The organism is Streptomyces sp. (assembly GCF_036566765.1).
Taxonomy (GTDB): Bacteria; Actinomycetota; Actinomycetes; order Streptomycetales; family Streptomycetaceae; genus Streptomyces.
On record NZ_DATCVQ010000070.1, the window covers coordinates 1 to 15,455 of the forward strand.

Genomic DNA, 15,455 nt, shown 5'->3' on the forward strand with positions numbered 1-15,455 from the left:
CGCCGCCCCCCGCCCCTCCCGACTTCCCTTCCCACGCCTGTGTCATCCCAGCCCCCGTCGACTTCCCCGCCCTCCCCCAGTCCCGCCTCATCCACACCGACTCCCCATGTCAACGCACGTCACCCCGGCCCCAGCCTTCCCGACTACCCCTGCCGCGCCAACACTGCCCGCCCCGTCCCAGCCCGACTTCCCGCCCCACGCCATCGCAGATCTCAGCAGCCCTCGTCCCTCCGACTACCCGACCCCTGGCCTGTCACCGCGTGCCCGCCCTGCCCGACTCCCCTCCGCAGCCCAGATCTGCCTACACCTACCCATCCCGACCTCCCATGCCGATCCCTCGCAACCCGGCCCTGCTCGACTTCCCCTCCCGCGCCTGTCCCGCTCACACCCATCCATCCCGACTTCCCGTCCCACCCCTTCCCGCCGCGTCTCGCGCCTTCTCCGGCCAGCCCCAATCCGGGCCACCCCATCCCGACTCCCCGTCTCTGCCCAACCGACAACCCGGCCCTGCCCCTTCCCGCGCCGCCCTACCCGACTTCCCTGCGCAGAGCAACTCGGGCCATCCCTCTCCGACTCCCCTGCCCCCCGCAGTCCCGCCCTCGCCTGCCCCGCCACAGCCCACCCCTCGCCGACTTCCCGAGAGGAACTGACATGACCTCCGTCTTCGCCCGCCACACCGAGAAGGCATGGCCGCACCGCTTCAACGGCACACTCAACGTCCGCACCATCGCCGGCGGCACCCCCACCGACTCGAAGGTCGCCGAGTCCTGGCTCAAGACCAAGCTCGCCGACAAGGACGACCTGATCCGCGAGGCCGTCGCCAAGACCATGGCCGAGCGCGGCGTGGACGTCGACCAGGCCGCCGCCGAGGTCGACAGCCTCAAGCACCTCAATGGCTTCAAGCGCGACGACACCGGCCTCTACATCGAAGGTCGCCAGCTCAAGGCCGCGCTGAAGGAGGCCGCTTCCGTGGCCGTCGCCTCCGGCAAGCTCAACGCCCGAGGCTGGGGCAAGACGAACAAGGGCCTGCTGTCCTACCTCGCCGAGCACGTGATGGTCGTCGAGGACCGGCTGCACCTCGGCGTCTCCGAGGCCACCGGAATCACGCAGCGGTTCGTCCACACATGGCGCGGCACCGGCATCCAGTACGAGGAGTACGTCGACGACGCGAAGATCGACTTCACGGTCATCACCGACCACGACTTCACCGCCGAACAGTGGGCGATGATCTGGCTCACCGGCGAGCAGCAGGGCATCGGCGCTTCCCGCTCCCAGGGCTTCGGCCGGTATGAGGTCGTCCGCTGGGACCCCGCCTGATGGCCACCGCCACCGACCGCCGCACCACCCTCAAGACCCCCGAGGCCGCCACCTACATCGGCGTCGCCAACCGGACCTTGGAGAACTGGCGCAACCGAGGCAAAGGCCCCCGCTACATCCGCGCCGGCCGCGCCGTGGTGTACCGCATCCGCGACCTCGACGCCTTCCTCGACGAGCGCACCGTCAAGACCACCCACACGTAGTGCGCCCCCTCAGCCAGGCACCGGCCAAGGGGGCGCGGAGCCCCATCCCACAGAAAGGCAAGGGCCCCATGAACGACCAGAGTAACGACCCGATCGTCACCACCCAGCCCGGCTCGGTGTTCTCCGAGCCGCTGATCATCAACGGCGTTGACTTCACGAACCTGATGACCCCCGCCGAGGTCGCCAAGGCGATGCGGGTCAACACCACCACCGTGGCCAGGTGGGCGAAGGCAGGCAAGCTCGACTCGGTCTCCACGATCGGCAACCGCCGCCGCTACTCCCGCGCTCAGGTCGAGGCGCTGCTGAGGGGTGAGCAGGCATGACCGCCACCTTCAAGCCCGGCGACAAGGTCCGCATCACCATCGACGCCGAGGTGGCCGACGTCGCCGATGGCCACTGGAGCCGACTCGACTTCGCCTACGACTCCGGACTGCCGAACCCATTCGAAGGGTTCGTCTACACCGGCACCGAGGCCGTCACCGTGCGCCACGTGGTCTACCTGCCCGCCGAGAAGCGGCCGGAGGTCCGGGCGCTCACCGAGGCGGAGCGGGAGGAACTGCTCACCGCGTCCATCCGGGTCCTCGGTCTGCCAGCTCGCGTCGTCCGCATGCTCGGTCGATACGACATCAAGACCGTCGGTCAGGTTGTCGAGTGGTCGATGGATGAACTGCGGGAAATCCGGGGCTTCGGTGAGGGGTCGGAGCGCGAGGTTCGGACGGTGCTCGCAGGGCACGGGCTGGAGCTGGCGTCATGACCGCGATCCCCGACGGCACACCGGTCATCGTCGGGCGCAACCTCGCCCGGGTCGAGCGCGAGTCCAGCTTTGGGCCGGCCAAGGGCTACGACGTGACGGTTGTGCCCGAGACACGCCTCGAAGGAACCGCCCCGCACTTCGCGGAGGCGCACTACGTCAACCCGGCCGTGATCGGCGTGAACGTCTGCCGGATCCGGCGAGGCCAGTGCTTCTGCGGATTCGTCCACGTGCACGCCACGGAGCTGGCCTGGTTGCCGGAGCGTGCGTCATGACCCCATTCGACCGCGCCGTTCTGGTCGCCGCCATCCTCGCCGCCACGGTCTCCGCCATGGTCCTGGTCGCCTGCTGGTTCACCCTCCGCGCCCGCCGCATCTCCCCGGAGGCCGCCGCCGAGCGCCTCCGGCTGCGTGAGGTCGGCGAAGACATGGTGCGAGAGGGGTACTTCCGATGACCGCCTCCTCCGAACTGCGAGCCGCCGCGACCGAACTGCGCAGGAGGGTCGCCGCCGCTCTGGAAGAGATGCGCGCCGACCCGTCCTGGAAGGGCGACCCCACGCCCTTCACAGCGGCGATCGGGCACGCCCTCGCCACGGCCCTCGACCTCACCGCCGACTTCTTCGACACCCTCGACCCCCACCTCGACGCCGACCACCAGCACGACGAGTCCGCCGTCAGCTACCACCTGCTGCTGATCGCCCGGCAGATCAACGGGGGTGGGTCGTGATCCCCGCCGCTCTCGCCGAGCACGACGCCCCCGAGACCACCACCGAGTGGGGAGTCTTCTCCTACAGCAAGGGCCTGAAGCGCTACGTCCTGGACGAGTGCGACGACCACGAGCAGGCCGAGGCGATGCGCGACCATCTGCGCCGCCGTGTGAGCGCCTCCGCCCTGCTGGTGCACCGCGAGGTCATCACCGGCCGGTGGACCCCTGAGACCGCCGGAGGTGCGGTGTGAGCCGCCACGAGGTCCGCATGGCCCTGCTCGACTACGCCCGCGAGTGGAACAGCGGCCTGCTCGACAACCGGCAGAGCGAGGTCCAGGCCCTGCTGAAGGCGTGCCGCCCGGCCCGTTCACCGATGTGGCGGTGGGGCGTGTTCCAGCAACTCGCCTTCGCCCTGGTCGTGGGCAACGCGAGGCACCGGGACATCTACCTCGACCTCCTCACCGGGGGTGGGTCGTGACCCCCCACCTCGTCCCCCCGCTCCCGGTCACCGAGACCCGACGCGACCAGTTGGAGACCCTCGCCGAGCACCCCGTCCCACACCTGCCCCAGCGCCTCGCCGAGCTGTCCCCGCTGCCCGAGGACCTGGCCATGGAGTGGTTCGAGGAGTTGTGCGAGGCGGTGTGCCTGCGCGACGCCCCGTGGCCGGAGATCATCCCCGACGCCGTCGGCACCTGCCGGGACGAGCAGGCAGACGACTACATCCGCGACCGCATCGAAGCCGCCCTCGACAAGCTGGAAGGAGGCAGACCGTGACCGAGACGACGACCGACGGGGCGGCGCTGCTGAGCCTGCTGGAGCCGTTCCCTCCCGAGCACGTCGGGAAGCTCCCGCGCGTCACCTGCCGCGACTGTTCCGACTTCCGGAAGAACTGCAACAACGTCAACCACAAGAAGCAGCGCTGCGACGAGTGCAACGCGTGGGTGTCCTCCGCCCACATTCACCTCGACTATGTCGGGCACGCCGACGTTACCCGCCGCCTGCTGGAGACCGACCCGGCGTGGTCGTGGGACCCGGCCGCCGAGGACGAGCACGGCCTCCCACTGCTGGACACCGACGACAAGGGCAACCCGGTCGGCATGTGGATCAAGCTGACCGTCCTCGGTGTCACCCGGCGCGGCTACGGGTCGTGCCCGTCCGGCCAGAACGACGCCGTCAAGGTGCTCATCGGCGACGCCCTGCGGAATGCCGCCATGCGGTTCGGGGTGGCGCTGGACCTGTGGGCCAAGGGCGACCGCGCCGACCCGTCCGCCGAGAACGCCGTCGCCGCAGGTGGTTCCGCTGACCGGCAGCGGCGTGCCCCTCAGGAGGCCCCCGCCGTACAGCACACCGACCACGCGTGGCTCGCCGACATGGAGACCCGCATCGGCGCGGCCACCAGCCGTGGAGAGCTGACGACGCTGGCGAACGAGATCAAGGCCCGCAAGCTCGCCGGCCGATGCGAGCCGGTGCACGAGGCGCACCTGTGGACGCTCGGTGTGAAGCGGCAGGAGGCCATCGACGCCCGCCCGGCGAACAAGGACGGCTCGACCTCCCGGTCCCGCGCCACCGATGAGCAGCTCGCGGCCAACGGCGAGATGACCAAGGAGCAGCAGGCCACGCACAACCGGATGGTCAAGGACACCATGGCCAACCCGAAGCTCGCCGAGCGCGTGACGGCCCCCGTCCCTGATGACCCGTGGGCGACGGGCGGTGAGCCGACATGAGCGACTCACCCCTGAACCCGGTCGACGTCGAGCGGCACATCTCCGAGGTGCGAGAGCGCATCGCCAAGGGCGTCCGGGTCGTCACCGACGCCGAAGCCAAGGCCAAGAAGCTTCGCCGGGAGTTCGACCTCGCGTTCGCCTTCGCCTACAAGGCGGCCGAGGGGTCGATCCCTGACCGCAAGTACCAGGCGCAGATCGACACGATCGAGGAGCGGGAGGCCGCCGAGACAGCGGAGATCGCGTTCAACTACGCCGAGCGGACCGCGTGGGCACTGAAGGACGAACTGTCGGCGTTCCAGTCGATCGGCGCTTCGGTGCGGGCGATGTACGAGTCGGTGAGGTCGTGAAGCGCCGGCGCAGCACCGGGCCGACGCAGGCCGTGCGGGACATCGTCCGCCAGCGGGACAACTGGCGGTGCGCCCGGTGCGGCCGAGACGTCATGTTCCAGGAGTCAGACGAGCACCACCGGCGCAACCGGGCGTCGGGAGGTAGCCGCAACCCGGCGATCAACCTGCCGAGCAATCTCCTGCTGGTCTGCGGGACCCCGACGACGGGCTGCCACGGGTGGATCGGTGCCTGGCCCGCCGAGGCGATGAGGCTGGGCTTCTCGGTGTCGACGAACGGCAATTTCCCTCCGTCCGCGAAGCCTGTCGAGCACGCCTTGTACGGCTGGGTGCTCCTCAACGACGAGGGCGGATGGACGCGCCTCGTCGACCACCCCGGCACTGACCGGCTGCTCGCCGACCTGAAGACAAAGGCCGCCTCGGGTGCCACCGAGACGGCCGATGAGACGACCCCGAACCCCTCGAAAGGAACAGAGTCATGACAGAGCGTACCGACCTGACGCTGGAAGTCCGAGGCCAGGAGAACCGGACCGCCGAGATCGGCCCGCTTATGATCACCCCGAGTCTCGGTGAGGACTACTGGGCCTATCGCGTGATGCTCAGCGACAAGCAGGCCATCGTCGGCTTCCCGAAGTTCATGACCATTGGCATCGGCTTTGCCGTGGAGGACGAGGACTGGAACACCAACCTCCCCTTCACCTGCGACGCCGTGGAGATCTACGAGCACATCGCCGAGAACAAGGGCGACGACGCGATCTCCCGCGAGGACTGCATCGCCGCCATCCGGATGATCCAGGAGGCCGCGCACAAGGACCGCGAGGACGGCGAAGCAGAGGCGAACACCCCCGAGCAGCGCGTCCATCAGACCTTCGCCGATGCCGACATTGAGGGCGTCGACCTGAACGCCATGACGGTCGCCGAACTGACCGCGCTCGTCATGGGCGCCATCAACGGCGGTGAGCCCGGTGAGTGAGCAGACCACCTGGAAGGCCGGTCCCCACAGGGAACTGTCCATCCGCTACGAGGGCGGCATCCCCGTCCCCGACGTGACCCTCCCGTGCGCTCAGACCGGCTGCGACGCCCGCTACGTGCTGCCGACACACCGCCCGGACTGGGCACCCGGTGTCACCCCCCGACAGTTGCCGTCGTGCTCCTCGGAGGTGCTGTACGCCTTCGCCCTACAGGCGGGCTGGCACCTGGAGGAGGGGCGCTGGCTGTGCCCCAGCAGTCGCCCTGTGCATGCCGTGCCGGTGGACATGGAGCACGAGCGGGAGATCTCAGCCACCCAGGAGTTCGTCCCCGTGCTGCCCGCAGACGAGCCCGAGGCCCCCGCTGAGACCACCGTGCCGGACGCCCCGAAGGAGGACGAGACCGATGCCTGAGTACAGGGTCTACGCCACGTGGGACGTCGAGTGGGTCATCGACGCCGAGAGCGCCGACGCCGCCGAGCAGGTCATCGACGACGGCGAGGCACCCGCCTACGAGGTCACCGGCTACAGCGTCGAGAAGGTCGTCGCCGAGGGTAAGGGCCGCGACGCCGACGACGAGCGCGAGGCGTGCGTCTGCGGTCATCTCGTCCGCAACCACTGGGGTCTCTGGTCTGGGAAGGCGGGCGACCGCCCAAAGCCACACCCACGCGCGTGCGACGCCTACCAGTGCGACTGCCTGTCCCCGATCTCCACCGTGCCGGACGCCCCGGCCGACACCGGGGAGGGCGAGAAGCCATGACGACACGCGTCTACCGGCTCGACATCACCTACCCCGACGGCCACGACAAGCCCGGATGGCGCCCGACCAACTGGCACGACAAGCACGACCTCAACGAGGCCAGCTGGATTACCGGCGAGGTGAAGCCGTGCACGGTCTACGACAACGGCTCCTGCGACTGGGAGAAGGCGCGCGAGCACAACGGCCCGTACGACGAGGGCGGCAGTGAGTACGTCCGCCCCGACAACACCTTCAAGTGGCCAGCCGAACGCCTGTTCCTCGGCTCTGCCAGCGCTTACCGGCGCACCAAGCGGCTGCGCGAACTCGGGGCGACGGTCACCGTGCGTCGCTCCAAGCCCGTCACGTGGCCTCACGAGGGGCGCAGGTCATGACCGCCCTGTGGTTCTCCCTCGCCCTGACCCTCGCCGCTACCGGTTCCTGGCTGATGCGAGACCGCCACCAGCCCGGCAAGCACTCCGGTGCCCAGGCCGGTTCCGCCCGCCTGCTCGCCCGCCCCAACGGGCGCCACTCCCGCCGCGCCGAAATCCTGCCCGACCTGATGGAGGCCCCTGATGCGCTTGCAGCCTGAGGAGATGGCCGCCATCAAAGAGATGGCCGGGGCCAAAGCCCACATCCCCTCCGTGCGTAAAGCCCTCCAGCGCCTCATCGACGAGGTGCACGCCTCCCACGCTGAGGCGGTCGCCGCTTCGATGACCCTTGACCGGGCCTGCGACCTCGTGAACACCGACGTCATCGGACGCACCGACACCGAACTGCTCGCTGAACTCACCGACCTCCTCAACGGTGGTGAGCGGTCGTGAACTCCCTGCGCATGTGGACCGTTGAGCTCCCCGCGGGCGAGGCGCTGCTGAACGCCAACCGGCGCATCCACCACCACGCCCGCGCTCGGCTCACCCGCAACCTCCGTGGCATCGCCTATTGGTGCGTCAGAGAAGCGAAGGTCCCGCACCTTGAGCGGGCGCACATCGTCGTTGAGTACCGGCCGCCGGACCGCCGCCGGCGTGACGTCCACAACCTGTTCCCCTCCGCCAAAGCAGCGGTCGACGGGGTCGTGGATGCCGGGGTGCTCACCGATGACTCCGACGCCTACCTGATCGGCCCTGACATGCGCCTCGGCGCCGTTGAACCGGGCGGCCGGCTGGTCATCCACATCACCGAGTTGGAGGGGCCGTGACTACCGACTGGATGAGGCGGGGGGCGTGCCGCAAGGAGGACCCCGAGCTGTGGTTCCCCCTCGGGGACGGCGACGGGTTCACCGACCAGATCGACAAGGCCCGCGCGCTCTGCCGGTCCTGCCCGGTGGTCCTGCGGTGCCTGTCGTTCGGGCTGACCCAGGAGTACGGCATCTGGGGCGGCACCACGGAGAAGGAGCGCCGCGGGCTTCGCCGGCAGCTTCCCAAGCACACCCCTGCCGCGCTCCCGCCGGGTGACAAGGAGTGCGCCAACTGCGGGGAGGAGAAGTCGTTCGGCGAGTTCAACCAGCTGTCTCGTAACCCGGATGGCCACCACACCATCTGCCGGGTGTGCGTGCACGAGCACCGGCGTGAGCACGAGTACGCCCGGCCCGCCTGACACCGGTGAGGGCAGGTTCCCCCTCCCTGCCCTCACTGGACCACTACCCGACCGACGAGGAGAGGAGGAGGGGTCAGTGGGATTCGTACTCGCGCTGGAAGCGGCGGACCTGCTCGCGGGTCAGCCCGAGTTCTTTGGCGATGGCGTCTTGGGACACGTTCTCCTCGCGCGCCTCGCGGATGGCTCTGCCGAGTTCCAGGCGTGCGCGTTCGACGAGCTGGCGGGCGTCTTGCTGCGCCTGCTCGTACGCCTTGCGTGCTGCGACGACATCTCCCATGGGGTCCCTCACGCGGTCATGTTCTCACGGGTTGGCCTACCACCATGATGCCACGTTGTTAACTGGCGTGTAGGCATACGCCACATGCGGCGTTGGCGTAAGATAGATGCAGGTCACCATTCGGATAGGGGTCGGCTTGAGCGGCAAGTTGGTGGGTGAGGTCGTGGAATGGCTGCTGACTCCGGTCGCCGCTGATCTGACCCTGGCCGAGCGGACCGCTCTGCTGGTCATCGCCGAGCGCAGCAATGAGGACACGCGGGAGATGTGGCGGCACCGGGGCGACGAAGAGACGTTGTTCGAACGAATTCAGCATGCGCTAGGGGTCGACAAGACCGGGCTCTCTCGCGTCCTTCAGCGCCTCCGAGCTCGGGGGCTGGAGGTCCGCATCCCCATCAAGGTTGGCAAGGACGGCCGGGAGATCTTCGCGCACAAGGGGCTCGCGATGCGGTTCCGGGTGCCGGAGTTCCCGGCGAGCATCTCCCTTCCCAGCGCCCCGCTAAGGGCAGACGACGATCCGCCCTTTAGCCCTGTGGATAACGACTCCTCGGACACTCAAGAGGCCGAACAAAGGGCAGACGACGATCCACCCTCTGACGCCAAAGGGCAGACGGAGAGTGCTCAAAGGGCAGACGAGCGTCTGCCCCTAGTACCTCTAACTCCCTCTACTACCTATCCCTCTAAAGACATCTCTCTTCTCTCATCAGTGGCGGATGTGGAAGACGCAACACCCGCCGCGTTCGAAGAACAGAAGTTTGATCAACGTGAGTACGAGGCTGCGCTGAAACGGCTGATGGAGCGGGAGGACTTCGGTGGCCCGCTCGTGGCCCGTGCCGAGTCCGACGATCCGGGCGCACGCCATGAGATCCACGTCATCCACGCCGCACGCCTCGCGAAAGGAATCCCGGCATGAGCTATTGGACCTACCTAGAGATCGACACCGGTACACAAGCGGTCGATGTCGTCGAGATCGGCAACTACACCGCCAATGTCGGCGTGATGTGGTGCGACGCCCTCGGGGGCAAGCTCCTCCGAGAGTTCGACGGGGCTCCGTGCTCCGAGGCGGCTGGACCTCTCGCCGAGGGCGTGAAGCGCATGGAGGCCAACCCGGACCACTTCCGGGCCATGAACCCACCGAACGGCTGGGGCGACTACGAGGGCGCCCTGCGCTACCTCCGCGACATCGCCGAGGCGTGTGTCGAGCATCCCCGATGCCGTATCCGAATCTCCGCCTGAGGAAGCAGGAAGCGTCATGACCGACCCATTCACGAGAGAGACCCATTGCGGCAACGACCCCATGGGAGCGCCGACCACACACAAGGGTTGGCGCGAGGACTGTCCAGCGCCAGAGTGCGGGTCGACCGATGACCTTAACCCCCGCCCGATCTTCGCCTACCGCGATGGCGAGTGTCCCCGGCCGTTCGCCCTGCACCGTGAGGCCGACGTTACGGGCGTGTCCGGTGACGGGACGGTCGCCTATGGGGCCCAGTTCGCTGACGGCACCGTGGTGATCCGCTGGCTCGGGGACTACGCGTCCACGGTCGTGTGGGACGACCTGGACAAGGCGATGCACGTCCACGGCCACCGAGGGTCGACCTGCGTTGTCTGGCTCGCCGAGCAAGTCTCCGACGTGTTGTCCCACCGCGACGAACTGGTGGCCGAGGTGGAGCGGCTCCGCGCCAACCACCAAGCCGACATCTTCCGCCTAGAGCAGTGGCGGACCGACGTCACGGCCACCAGCGTGAAACTGCGCGCCGAGATCGAGGCCTTCGCCGACGTGCTCGTGCGCGGCTCCGGCTCAGTCCCCGCCGCCGACGTGGCATGGAAACTGCGCCAGATACTCGGCGCCCTCGACCCGCCCACCGAGGCCCCATCATGACCGACGACCTGCAAGCCGCGCTACGTCTCGAAGTCCGCGCCTGCCTCAAGGTCGCCGGGCTCTCGCAAGCCGAGGCCGCCCAAACGCTCGGCATCTCGACCAAGCACATGTCCCAGATGCTCACCGGAAGGGCACCCATGAGCATCGCGTGGGCGGACCGGATCACCCGACTCACCGGCCGCGAACTGCTCATCGCAAGCCGGTTCGGCCCCGAGGCCCCGGCATGACCACCCCCTACTGGACCGACGGCACCGTGAGCCTCTACCTCGGCGACTGCCGCGGAGTGCTCCCCACCCTCGGCGTGACGGCCGATCTCGTGGTCGCCGACCCGCCGTACGGGGAGACCTCCCTGGCGTGGGACCGGTGGCCTACCGGGTGGCTCGTCACAGCGGCCTCGGTGACGTCGTCGCTGTGGTGTTTCGGGTCGATGCGGATGTTCCTCGACAACGCCCACGAGTTCGCGGGGTGGAAGTTCTCGCAGGACGTCATCTGGGAGAAGCAGAACGGGTCCGGGTTCGCGACCGACCGGTTCAAGCGCGTTCACGAGCATGTGACGCACTGGTATCGGGGCGACTGGGGCGGGGTCCACCACGACACCCCCCGCGTGCATGTGTCCCACCGCACCAAGGGCAACGCCAGTAGAGGTCAGGTCCCGCACACCGGGAAGATCGGGTCTGCGACGTGGACCGACGACGGGACGCGCCTGACCCGATCGGTGATCCAGCACCCCTCGATGTGGCGACGCGGCGCGATCCACCCCACCGAGAAGCCGATCGGCATCCTCGACCCGCTGATCCGCTACGCCTGCCCACCGGGCGGGCTGGTGGTCGACCCGTTCGCGGGCAGCGGCAGCACCTTGGACGCCGCCCGCGCTGCAGGACGCCGGGCCATCGGCATCGAAGCCAACGAGGCGTACGCAGAGAAAGCCGCCCGCCGCCTCGACCAGCTCACCCTGGACACCGCATGACCGACCCCGACTTCCAGCCCGCCATCGACGACGCCATCAACGAACTCGCCCGCCGCCTCCGACCATGGGCCGTCGGGATGGCCGACCCGCACATGTTCGCCGCGACGTGGATCGCGGACATGCGCGCTGAGGGTTGGCGTGTGCCGCTGCGGCCGGCGCCGAAGCCGTACAAGCCGACCCCCGAGGTGGCTGCTGCCACCGCCCGCCGTGGCGCTGAACTCGCCCGCCGTGAGCTGGCCGCCCGTGAAGCCCTGAACCGAGAGGACACCTGATGCCCTGCGACGTGTGCGGCCTGCCCGACACCTACCGGGGGCTGGGTGACGGGATCGGCTCCTGCGATTGCACCCGCTGCGACTGCGGAGCGGCATGGGGCTCCAGCTGGTGCACCTGCGTGCCCGAGGACTGGGACGACGACTGGGACGACGACGAGATGCCCACGTACCGAAGCACGGAAGACGTGCCCACGAGAGGACTGCTGTGACACCCCCCATGCCCCCTGAGACCCCCGAGACCGCGACCGAGGTGCCCGCCGAGTTGGTCGCCATCCTCGGCCAGCGCATGTACGACGCCTCACATGAGAGCTGCGACGACTACTGCCACGGGGCGCCGCTGGCGATGTTCGAGACGATCGCCCGCGATCACCTCGCCGCTGTCCTGCCCGCTCACGAGGCCATGGTGCGCGCCAAGGTTGTGAGGGAGATCGCCGCACCCACCGTGTGGCCGGACCCGTTCGGCAGATGGACAGCCGATCAGGCAGACGCCGCGAAGGCCATGAAGGAGCACATCCTCCGACGTATCGCCCGTGGGGAACGCCCGTGACTCCCTCCCCTCGCCCCCCAGCAGCCCGCTCCGCCCCTGTCACCCCGGATCCCGACCCGATCCGCCCACCCGGCACCCCCAAGACGTCACAGGCGCTCTCAGGGCTGCCCTGGCCGTTCAACTGGAGCCTCGATGGATGACCTGAGAGACAGGATCGCCAAGGCGCTGCGCGACAAGCAGAAGTCGAACGACAGCCGCCCGTCCGTCCGCGCTGCCGACGCTGTGATGGCCGTCGTCGGTCCCGAGGTGGAGGGCCTGGAAGGCGTGGTCACGGACCTCGGCGTCGTGCGACTCGAACTGCAGGCCGAGGTGGAGCGGCTCCACAAGGAGCTGGCCAAGGCAGAGTCCGCGATTCAAGGCGGCCTCACCCACGTGGGCAAGGTGCTGGCCGAGCGGGACAACCTCGCCGTCGAGAAGCGGCTTGTGCGCGGCGAGCTGGAGAAGCTCCGCATGACGCACACCGCCGTGGTGGCCGAGCGGGACGAAGCGAAGCAGGTGCTGGCCGAGGAGATTGCGGCCATCGCCGAAGAGCGCATCGCCACGGGCCGCGCGAACGTCCTGGAGTTGATCCACGAGCGGGACGCGCTCAAGGTGCAGCGGGACGCCAAGGCCGAGATGCTCCGCCGTGTCCGCGCCCGCCACCGGGTTCACCGCTGCAAGAACGGGTGCCCCTGCGAAGGCGAGGGCGACGGGCGGGTCTGCGGCTACTGCCAGATGCCATGGCCATGCCCGGACCGCGAGGACCTCGACCGTGAGAGCGCCGCTGACGCGCTGGACCTCGCCAAGGAGATGCACCGCCAGCGGCAGCGCGCCGAGCAGGCCGAGGCGCGCCTCGAAGCCGCCCGGCAAGCCCTCATCCGCGACGGCTACTTCACCGCCGAGCAGGTGGGCGACGACATCGCCCCCCGCATCACCGAGCGACTCGCTGCCCTCGACCACCCCACCGACACCACCGGAGAGACCCGTGGCTAAGCGCCGTACACCGCCCACGTGCGCGAATGGGGGGAACCACACCCCCTCGCCCCCCGGCTACCTCGCCTGGCACGACTGGGCTGAGGAGATGTCCAAGACCCACGACCAGAAGCGCTGCCCAGGCTGCGGGTTGTACGCGGTCTGGGTCCCCAAGGACCCCCGCCCCGACACCACGGAGACCCCGTGAACGCCTGGTGGCTGTGCCCGAACGAGCCACGCTGTCCCCACGGGGCCGCCCTCCATGACGTCTACGACTACGACGACCCCCGGCCGACGTGCTGCGCCGAAGGCTGTGACTGCGGCAAGCCAGAGCCCCCCACCCGCCGCACCGAGCAGGACGGCGGGATCCCCAACGACGCCATCACCCGGGCCGACTGGGAAGCCGCCCGCGCCCCCTCCTCTCCCCGGTCTCCCACTGGTGGAGACACCCAAGACACCACAGGAGAGACCCGTGGCTGAGTTCGTCTGCAACCTCTGCCTGTTCGAGGAGCCGCGCGAGTTGTCCGAGGACGACCGCGCCGACCGCGAGGTGCTCACCGTCATCAACGGCCAGATGGTGTGCATGGCGCATCAGGGCTACGCGCAGGGCGGCGAGCACTCCGTGATGCTCCGCACGCTGCGGGAGCAGGAACGCACCCGCCCCAACACCGCAGGAGAGACCCCGTGAAGCGCTTCCGCCTACCGAAATGGACCTGGGCCACCTGGCTCGCCGGCGTCGCCGTGTCCTTCGCTGTCCTGGAGACCATCGGCCTGCTCACCACCGCCGACGGCGACACCCTGTCGGAGGCCACCCGCAGATGGCTCGGCATCGACCCCGTCCGCCCGTGGCGCATCGCCGGGTCCGTGGGATTCGCCACGGTGCTGCTCGGGTTCACCGCGTGGTTCCTCCCGCACATCGTGTTCCGGTGGGGCTGGTGGCAGCCGTTCAAGCGCAACGACGACAAAGCCGGTCTCCCGCCGGTGAGCGACCCCAAGTCGCCGCAGGTCAGCGACACGCGGCAGGAGGCCCGTTGACGCTCGACATCTGCGTGATGACCCACGCCAAAGACCCCGACCGCCCCCGGCAGGCCGTAGACGGGCTCTACCTCTGCCACGGCCACCGCGAGCAACTCCGGCGGCTGGTGGCCGAGATGCCCGCCCGCGCCGACGACCTCGACCGGGCCGCCGGCGTAGGAGGAGGCCGAGGCGACGGCACCCACGGCGGCATCGCCATCGACGACGCCGCGGCGACCCACCGCCAGCACATGGCCGGGGTGCTCGCGTCCTGGTGCCGTCTCGTCGCAGAGGACCGGGGCATCACCCCGCCCACAGGCCCCGAGCTGTCCCGCACGGCCCCGTGGCTCCTGACGCACGTCGACTGGTGCGCCGCACACCGGTGGGTCGACGAGATGCTCACCGAGCTCCGGCAGGTGACCGGGCAGGCGATGGGCATCGCCGACATCCCCGCTCGCCGTGTCCCGCTCGGTGAGCAGTGCCTCACCCACACCGGAGGTGAGCGGTGCGAGGGGGAGGTGACCATCGTCGTCCGAGGCGACGACTGGACAGCGGTGTGCACGGTGTGTGACGAGAAGCAGGAGGCCACCCCGTACCTGCGCGCCGTTCAGGCAGGCCGGTGGATCAACACCGAGGGCGTCATCACCCTCGCCCGCATGGTGGGCATCGCGGCGTCCAATGACGTGGTGCGGCAGTGGCATCACCGCAGGCGCATCAAGGGCCGTGACGACGGGCGGCAGAAGCTGTACGAACTCGGGAGTGTGCAGGCGTACCTGGCACTCCGGCAGGCCGAACGCGAGAGGATGAGCGCATGACCCTGGTGGAGTTCCTGACGGCCCGGCTCGACGAGGACGAGCAGGCGGCGCGGGAGTGCGGGGGCGCCCCGTGGTCCGCGCCCATCCCTGGAATGGTGCACGTGGACGCGAAGGCCATTGCCGATAACAAGCTCGCATGGGGGCAGCTCGGCTACGTGGCCACGGTGGAGCGTGAGCATGACCGGCAGCACATCGCCCGCCACGACCCTGCCCGCGTCCTGCGTGAGGTCGAGGCCAAGCGGCGGATCATTGAGGAATGCGAGCCAGGATTTAACCCGCCTAACGCGCAAGCCAAGTACACGGCCGAGACGGTCCTGCAGTGTCTCGCTCTCCCATACGCCGACCACCCCGACTACGACGAGGACTGGCGTCCCTGAGCGGGTACGCCCTCC

Annotated in this window: 35 protein-coding genes; 34 read left to right on the forward strand and 1 reads right to left on the reverse strand. The window is 69.1% G+C overall.

What is annotated here, in order from left to right; all coding sequences use genetic code 11:
• Positions 1-651: 651 nt before the first annotated feature.
• The 21 genes from VIU94_RS03545 to VIU94_RS03645 all read left to right on the forward strand — a co-directional run bounded on the left by VIU94_RS03545 (position 652) and on the right by VIU94_RS03645 (position 8,344).
• The gene (locus tag VIU94_RS03545) at positions 652-1,317 is read left to right on the forward strand and encodes a hypothetical protein (protein WP_331907403.1); all 666 of its coding nucleotides are present in this window, start codon (positions 652-654) and stop codon (positions 1,315-1,317) included.
• The gene (locus VIU94_RS03550) at positions 1,317-1,520 is read left to right on the forward strand and encodes a helix-turn-helix transcriptional regulator (RefSeq protein WP_331907405.1); all 204 of its coding nucleotides are present in this window, start codon (positions 1,317-1,319) and stop codon (positions 1,518-1,520) included. Before VIU94_RS03545 ends, VIU94_RS03550 begins: the two co-directional genes overlap by 1 nt.
• Positions 1,521-1,588: 68 nt before the next feature.
• Positions 1,589-1,843, forward strand: a complete 255-nt coding sequence (locus VIU94_RS44600) for a helix-turn-helix domain-containing protein (protein WP_331907407.1) — start codon at positions 1,589-1,591, stop codon at positions 1,841-1,843.
• Complete coding sequence (locus VIU94_RS03560; protein ID WP_331907409.1) at positions 1,840-2,274, forward strand: DNA-directed RNA polymerase subunit alpha C-terminal domain-containing protein; 435 nt, start codon at positions 1,840-1,842, stop codon at positions 2,272-2,274. The genes VIU94_RS44600 and VIU94_RS03560 overlap by 4 nt, the downstream gene beginning before the upstream one ends.
• The gene (locus tag VIU94_RS03565; protein WP_331907411.1) at positions 2,271-2,546 is read left to right on the forward strand and encodes a hypothetical protein; all 276 of its coding nucleotides are present in this window, start codon (positions 2,271-2,273) and stop codon (positions 2,544-2,546) included. Before VIU94_RS03560 ends, VIU94_RS03565 begins: the two co-directional genes overlap by 4 nt.
• Positions 2,543-2,725: a hypothetical protein gene (locus VIU94_RS03570; protein WP_331907413.1), complete on the forward strand. Its 183-nt coding sequence runs from the start codon at positions 2,543-2,545 to the stop codon at positions 2,723-2,725. Before VIU94_RS03565 ends, VIU94_RS03570 begins: the two co-directional genes overlap by 4 nt.
• The gene (locus VIU94_RS03575; RefSeq protein WP_331907415.1) at positions 2,722-2,997 is read left to right on the forward strand and encodes a hypothetical protein; all 276 of its coding nucleotides are present in this window, start codon (positions 2,722-2,724) and stop codon (positions 2,995-2,997) included. The genes VIU94_RS03570 and VIU94_RS03575 overlap by 4 nt, the downstream gene beginning before the upstream one ends.
• Positions 2,994-3,227 (forward strand): hypothetical protein, encoded by a 234-nt coding sequence (locus tag VIU94_RS03580; protein WP_331907417.1) that lies wholly within the window; start codon positions 2,994-2,996, stop codon positions 3,225-3,227. The genes VIU94_RS03575 and VIU94_RS03580 overlap by 4 nt, the downstream gene beginning before the upstream one ends.
• Positions 3,224-3,454, forward strand: coding sequence for a hypothetical protein (locus VIU94_RS03585; protein ID WP_331907419.1), 231 nt, complete (start codon positions 3,224-3,226; stop codon positions 3,452-3,454). Before VIU94_RS03580 ends, VIU94_RS03585 begins: the two co-directional genes overlap by 4 nt.
• Positions 3,451-3,750 (forward strand): hypothetical protein, encoded by a 300-nt coding sequence (locus VIU94_RS03590; RefSeq protein ID WP_331907421.1) that lies wholly within the window; start codon positions 3,451-3,453, stop codon positions 3,748-3,750. Before VIU94_RS03585 ends, VIU94_RS03590 begins: the two co-directional genes overlap by 4 nt.
• The gene (locus tag VIU94_RS03595) at positions 3,747-4,700 is read left to right on the forward strand and encodes a hypothetical protein (protein WP_331907423.1); all 954 of its coding nucleotides are present in this window, start codon (positions 3,747-3,749) and stop codon (positions 4,698-4,700) included. The genes VIU94_RS03590 and VIU94_RS03595 overlap by 4 nt, the downstream gene beginning before the upstream one ends.
• On the forward strand, positions 4,697-5,047 hold the full coding sequence (locus VIU94_RS03600) for a hypothetical protein (protein WP_331907425.1): 351 nt from the start codon (positions 4,697-4,699) through the stop codon (positions 5,045-5,047). Before VIU94_RS03595 ends, VIU94_RS03600 begins: the two co-directional genes overlap by 4 nt.
• 92 nt (positions 5,048-5,139) lie before the next feature.
• Positions 5,140-5,526 (forward strand): hypothetical protein, encoded by a 387-nt coding sequence (locus tag VIU94_RS03605; protein WP_331907427.1) that lies wholly within the window; start codon positions 5,140-5,142, stop codon positions 5,524-5,526.
• Positions 5,523-6,017: a hypothetical protein gene (locus VIU94_RS03610; protein WP_331907429.1), complete on the forward strand. Its 495-nt coding sequence runs from the start codon at positions 5,523-5,525 to the stop codon at positions 6,015-6,017. Before VIU94_RS03605 ends, VIU94_RS03610 begins: the two co-directional genes overlap by 4 nt.
• The gene (locus VIU94_RS03615; RefSeq protein WP_331907431.1) at positions 6,010-6,426 is read left to right on the forward strand and encodes a hypothetical protein; all 417 of its coding nucleotides are present in this window, start codon (positions 6,010-6,012) and stop codon (positions 6,424-6,426) included. The genes VIU94_RS03610 and VIU94_RS03615 overlap by 8 nt, the downstream gene beginning before the upstream one ends.
• Positions 6,419-6,772, forward strand: a complete 354-nt coding sequence (locus VIU94_RS03620) for a hypothetical protein (protein WP_331907433.1) — start codon at positions 6,419-6,421, stop codon at positions 6,770-6,772. The genes VIU94_RS03615 and VIU94_RS03620 overlap by 8 nt, the downstream gene beginning before the upstream one ends.
• The gene (locus tag VIU94_RS03625; RefSeq protein WP_331907435.1) at positions 6,769-7,143 is read left to right on the forward strand and encodes a hypothetical protein; all 375 of its coding nucleotides are present in this window, start codon (positions 6,769-6,771) and stop codon (positions 7,141-7,143) included. The genes VIU94_RS03620 and VIU94_RS03625 overlap by 4 nt, the downstream gene beginning before the upstream one ends.
• Complete coding sequence (locus tag VIU94_RS03630; protein ID WP_331907437.1) at positions 7,140-7,340, forward strand: hypothetical protein; 201 nt, start codon at positions 7,140-7,142, stop codon at positions 7,338-7,340. The genes VIU94_RS03625 and VIU94_RS03630 overlap by 4 nt, the downstream gene beginning before the upstream one ends.
• On the forward strand, positions 7,324-7,572 hold the full coding sequence (locus tag VIU94_RS03635; protein ID WP_331907439.1) for a hypothetical protein: 249 nt from the start codon (positions 7,324-7,326) through the stop codon (positions 7,570-7,572). Before VIU94_RS03630 ends, VIU94_RS03635 begins: the two co-directional genes overlap by 17 nt.
• Positions 7,569-7,946 carry a hypothetical protein gene (locus VIU94_RS03640; RefSeq protein WP_331907441.1) on the forward strand — a complete coding sequence of 126 codons (378 nt, stop codon included), beginning with the start codon at positions 7,569-7,571 and terminating at the stop codon, positions 7,944-7,946. Before VIU94_RS03635 ends, VIU94_RS03640 begins: the two co-directional genes overlap by 4 nt.
• Positions 7,943-8,344 carry a WhiB family transcriptional regulator gene (locus tag VIU94_RS03645; RefSeq protein ID WP_331907443.1) on the forward strand — a complete coding sequence of 134 codons (402 nt, stop codon included), beginning with the start codon at positions 7,943-7,945 and terminating at the stop codon, positions 8,342-8,344. The genes VIU94_RS03640 and VIU94_RS03645 overlap by 4 nt, the downstream gene beginning before the upstream one ends.
• 73 nt (positions 8,345-8,417) lie before the next feature.
• On the opposite strand, the gene VIU94_RS03650 is transcribed toward VIU94_RS03645, so the two are convergent.
• Positions 8,418-8,633, reverse strand: a complete 216-nt coding sequence (locus tag VIU94_RS03650) for a helix-turn-helix domain-containing protein (RefSeq protein ID WP_331907445.1) — start codon at positions 8,631-8,633, stop codon at positions 8,418-8,420.
• Positions 8,634-8,727: 94 nt separating this feature from the next.
• Between VIU94_RS03650 and VIU94_RS03655 the strand changes: the two genes are divergently transcribed.
• The 13 genes from VIU94_RS03655 to VIU94_RS03715 all read left to right on the forward strand — a co-directional run bounded on the left by VIU94_RS03655 (position 8,728) and on the right by VIU94_RS03715 (position 15,440).
• Positions 8,728-9,531, forward strand: coding sequence for a hypothetical protein (locus VIU94_RS03655; protein WP_331907447.1), 804 nt, complete (start codon positions 8,728-8,730; stop codon positions 9,529-9,531).
• Positions 9,528-9,854, forward strand: a complete 327-nt coding sequence (locus VIU94_RS03660; protein ID WP_331907449.1) for a hypothetical protein — start codon at positions 9,528-9,530, stop codon at positions 9,852-9,854. The genes VIU94_RS03655 and VIU94_RS03660 overlap by 4 nt, the downstream gene beginning before the upstream one ends.
• A gap of 61 nt (positions 9,855-9,915) precedes the next feature.
• Positions 9,916-10,497, forward strand: a complete 582-nt coding sequence (locus VIU94_RS03665; protein ID WP_524540622.1) for a hypothetical protein — start codon at positions 9,916-9,918, stop codon at positions 10,495-10,497.
• Entirely contained in the window at positions 10,494-10,724 is a 231-nt protein-coding gene (locus VIU94_RS03670) for a helix-turn-helix domain-containing protein (RefSeq protein WP_331907453.1), read from the forward strand. The genes VIU94_RS03665 and VIU94_RS03670 overlap by 4 nt, the downstream gene beginning before the upstream one ends.
• Positions 10,721-11,464 carry a DNA-methyltransferase gene (locus VIU94_RS03675; RefSeq protein WP_331907455.1) on the forward strand — a complete coding sequence of 248 codons (744 nt, stop codon included), beginning with the start codon at positions 10,721-10,723 and terminating at the stop codon, positions 11,462-11,464. Before VIU94_RS03670 ends, VIU94_RS03675 begins: the two co-directional genes overlap by 4 nt.
• The gene (locus tag VIU94_RS03680) at positions 11,461-11,736 is read left to right on the forward strand and encodes a hypothetical protein (RefSeq protein ID WP_331907457.1); all 276 of its coding nucleotides are present in this window, start codon (positions 11,461-11,463) and stop codon (positions 11,734-11,736) included. Before VIU94_RS03675 ends, VIU94_RS03680 begins: the two co-directional genes overlap by 4 nt.
• Positions 11,736-11,945 carry a hypothetical protein gene (locus VIU94_RS03685; protein ID WP_331907459.1) on the forward strand — a complete coding sequence of 70 codons (210 nt, stop codon included), beginning with the start codon at positions 11,736-11,738 and terminating at the stop codon, positions 11,943-11,945. Before VIU94_RS03680 ends, VIU94_RS03685 begins: the two co-directional genes overlap by 1 nt.
• Before the next feature lie 8 nt (positions 11,946-11,953).
• The gene (locus VIU94_RS03690; RefSeq protein ID WP_331907461.1) at positions 11,954-12,283 is read left to right on the forward strand and encodes a hypothetical protein; all 330 of its coding nucleotides are present in this window, start codon (positions 11,954-11,956) and stop codon (positions 12,281-12,283) included.
• Positions 12,284-12,415: 132 nt separating this feature from the next.
• Complete coding sequence (locus VIU94_RS03695; protein ID WP_331907463.1) at positions 12,416-13,255, forward strand: hypothetical protein; 840 nt, start codon at positions 12,416-12,418, stop codon at positions 13,253-13,255.
• 451 nt (positions 13,256-13,706) lie between these two features.
• Positions 13,707-13,922 carry a hypothetical protein gene (locus VIU94_RS03700; RefSeq protein WP_331907465.1) on the forward strand — a complete coding sequence of 72 codons (216 nt, stop codon included), beginning with the start codon at positions 13,707-13,709 and terminating at the stop codon, positions 13,920-13,922.
• On the forward strand, positions 13,919-14,269 hold the full coding sequence (locus tag VIU94_RS03705) for a hypothetical protein (protein WP_331907467.1): 351 nt from the start codon (positions 13,919-13,921) through the stop codon (positions 14,267-14,269). Before VIU94_RS03700 ends, VIU94_RS03705 begins: the two co-directional genes overlap by 4 nt.
• Positions 14,266-15,063, forward strand: coding sequence for a hypothetical protein (locus VIU94_RS03710; protein ID WP_331907469.1), 798 nt, complete (start codon positions 14,266-14,268; stop codon positions 15,061-15,063). Before VIU94_RS03705 ends, VIU94_RS03710 begins: the two co-directional genes overlap by 4 nt.
• A complete protein-coding gene (locus tag VIU94_RS03715; protein WP_331907471.1) occupies positions 15,060-15,440 on the forward strand; it encodes a DUF6221 family protein in 381 nt (126 codons plus the stop codon). The genes VIU94_RS03710 and VIU94_RS03715 overlap by 4 nt, the downstream gene beginning before the upstream one ends.
• Positions 15,441-15,455 lie beyond the last annotated feature (15 nt).

What these genes read in the sequence shown, in the direction of transcription:
- VIU94_RS44600 (WP_331907407.1), top strand. Translation starts at nt 1,589, where the DNA reads ATGAACGACCAGAGTAACGACCCGATCGTCACCACCCAGCCCGGCTCG.
- VIU94_RS03550 (WP_331907405.1), top strand. Translation starts at nt 1,317, where the DNA reads ATGGCCACCGCCACCGACCGCCGCACCACCCTCAAGACCCCCGAGGCC.
- VIU94_RS03715 (WP_331907471.1), top strand. Translation starts at nt 15,060, where the DNA reads ATGACCCTGGTGGAGTTCCTGACGGCCCGGCTCGACGAGGACGAGCAG.
- VIU94_RS03695 (WP_331907463.1), top strand. Translation starts at nt 12,416, where the DNA reads ATGGATGACCTGAGAGACAGGATCGCCAAGGCGCTGCGCGACAAGCAG.
- VIU94_RS03605 (WP_331907427.1), top strand. Translation starts at nt 5,140, where the DNA reads ATGTTCCAGGAGTCAGACGAGCACCACCGGCGCAACCGGGCGTCGGGA.
- VIU94_RS03670 (WP_331907453.1), top strand. Translation starts at nt 10,494, where the DNA reads ATGACCGACGACCTGCAAGCCGCGCTACGTCTCGAAGTCCGCGCCTGC.
- VIU94_RS03625 (WP_331907435.1), top strand. Translation starts at nt 6,769, where the DNA reads ATGACGACACGCGTCTACCGGCTCGACATCACCTACCCCGACGGCCAC.
- VIU94_RS03680 (WP_331907457.1), top strand. Translation starts at nt 11,461, where the DNA reads ATGACCGACCCCGACTTCCAGCCCGCCATCGACGACGCCATCAACGAA.
- VIU94_RS03675 (WP_331907455.1), top strand. Translation starts at nt 10,721, where the DNA reads ATGACCACCCCCTACTGGACCGACGGCACCGTGAGCCTCTACCTCGGC.
- VIU94_RS03575 (WP_331907415.1), top strand. Translation starts at nt 2,722, where the DNA reads ATGACCGCCTCCTCCGAACTGCGAGCCGCCGCGACCGAACTGCGCAGG.
- VIU94_RS03610 (WP_331907429.1), top strand. Translation starts at nt 5,523, where the DNA reads ATGACAGAGCGTACCGACCTGACGCTGGAAGTCCGAGGCCAGGAGAAC.
- VIU94_RS03635 (WP_331907439.1), top strand. Translation starts at nt 7,324, where the DNA reads ATGCGCTTGCAGCCTGAGGAGATGGCCGCCATCAAAGAGATGGCCGGG.
- VIU94_RS03545 (WP_331907403.1), top strand. Translation starts at nt 652, where the DNA reads ATGACCTCCGTCTTCGCCCGCCACACCGAGAAGGCATGGCCGCACCGC.
- VIU94_RS03685 (WP_331907459.1), top strand. Translation starts at nt 11,736, where the DNA reads ATGCCCTGCGACGTGTGCGGCCTGCCCGACACCTACCGGGGGCTGGGT.
- VIU94_RS03660 (WP_331907449.1), top strand. Translation starts at nt 9,528, where the DNA reads ATGAGCTATTGGACCTACCTAGAGATCGACACCGGTACACAAGCGGTC.
- VIU94_RS03665 (WP_524540622.1), top strand. Translation starts at nt 9,916, where the DNA reads ATGGGAGCGCCGACCACACACAAGGGTTGGCGCGAGGACTGTCCAGCG.
- VIU94_RS03620 (WP_331907433.1), top strand. Translation starts at nt 6,419, where the DNA reads ATGCCTGAGTACAGGGTCTACGCCACGTGGGACGTCGAGTGGGTCATC.
- VIU94_RS03600 (WP_331907425.1), top strand. Translation starts at nt 4,697, where the DNA reads ATGAGCGACTCACCCCTGAACCCGGTCGACGTCGAGCGGCACATCTCC.
- VIU94_RS03630 (WP_331907437.1), top strand. Translation starts at nt 7,140, where the DNA reads ATGACCGCCCTGTGGTTCTCCCTCGCCCTGACCCTCGCCGCTACCGGT.
- VIU94_RS03560 (WP_331907409.1), top strand. Translation starts at nt 1,840, where the DNA reads ATGACCGCCACCTTCAAGCCCGGCGACAAGGTCCGCATCACCATCGAC.
- VIU94_RS03655 (WP_331907447.1), top strand. Translation starts at nt 8,728, where the DNA reads ATGCAGGTCACCATTCGGATAGGGGTCGGCTTGAGCGGCAAGTTGGTG.
- VIU94_RS03690 (WP_331907461.1), top strand. Translation starts at nt 11,954, where the DNA reads ATGCCCCCTGAGACCCCCGAGACCGCGACCGAGGTGCCCGCCGAGTTG.
- VIU94_RS03565 (WP_331907411.1), top strand. Translation starts at nt 2,271, where the DNA reads ATGACCGCGATCCCCGACGGCACACCGGTCATCGTCGGGCGCAACCTC.
- VIU94_RS03570 (WP_331907413.1), top strand. Translation starts at nt 2,543, where the DNA reads ATGACCCCATTCGACCGCGCCGTTCTGGTCGCCGCCATCCTCGCCGCC.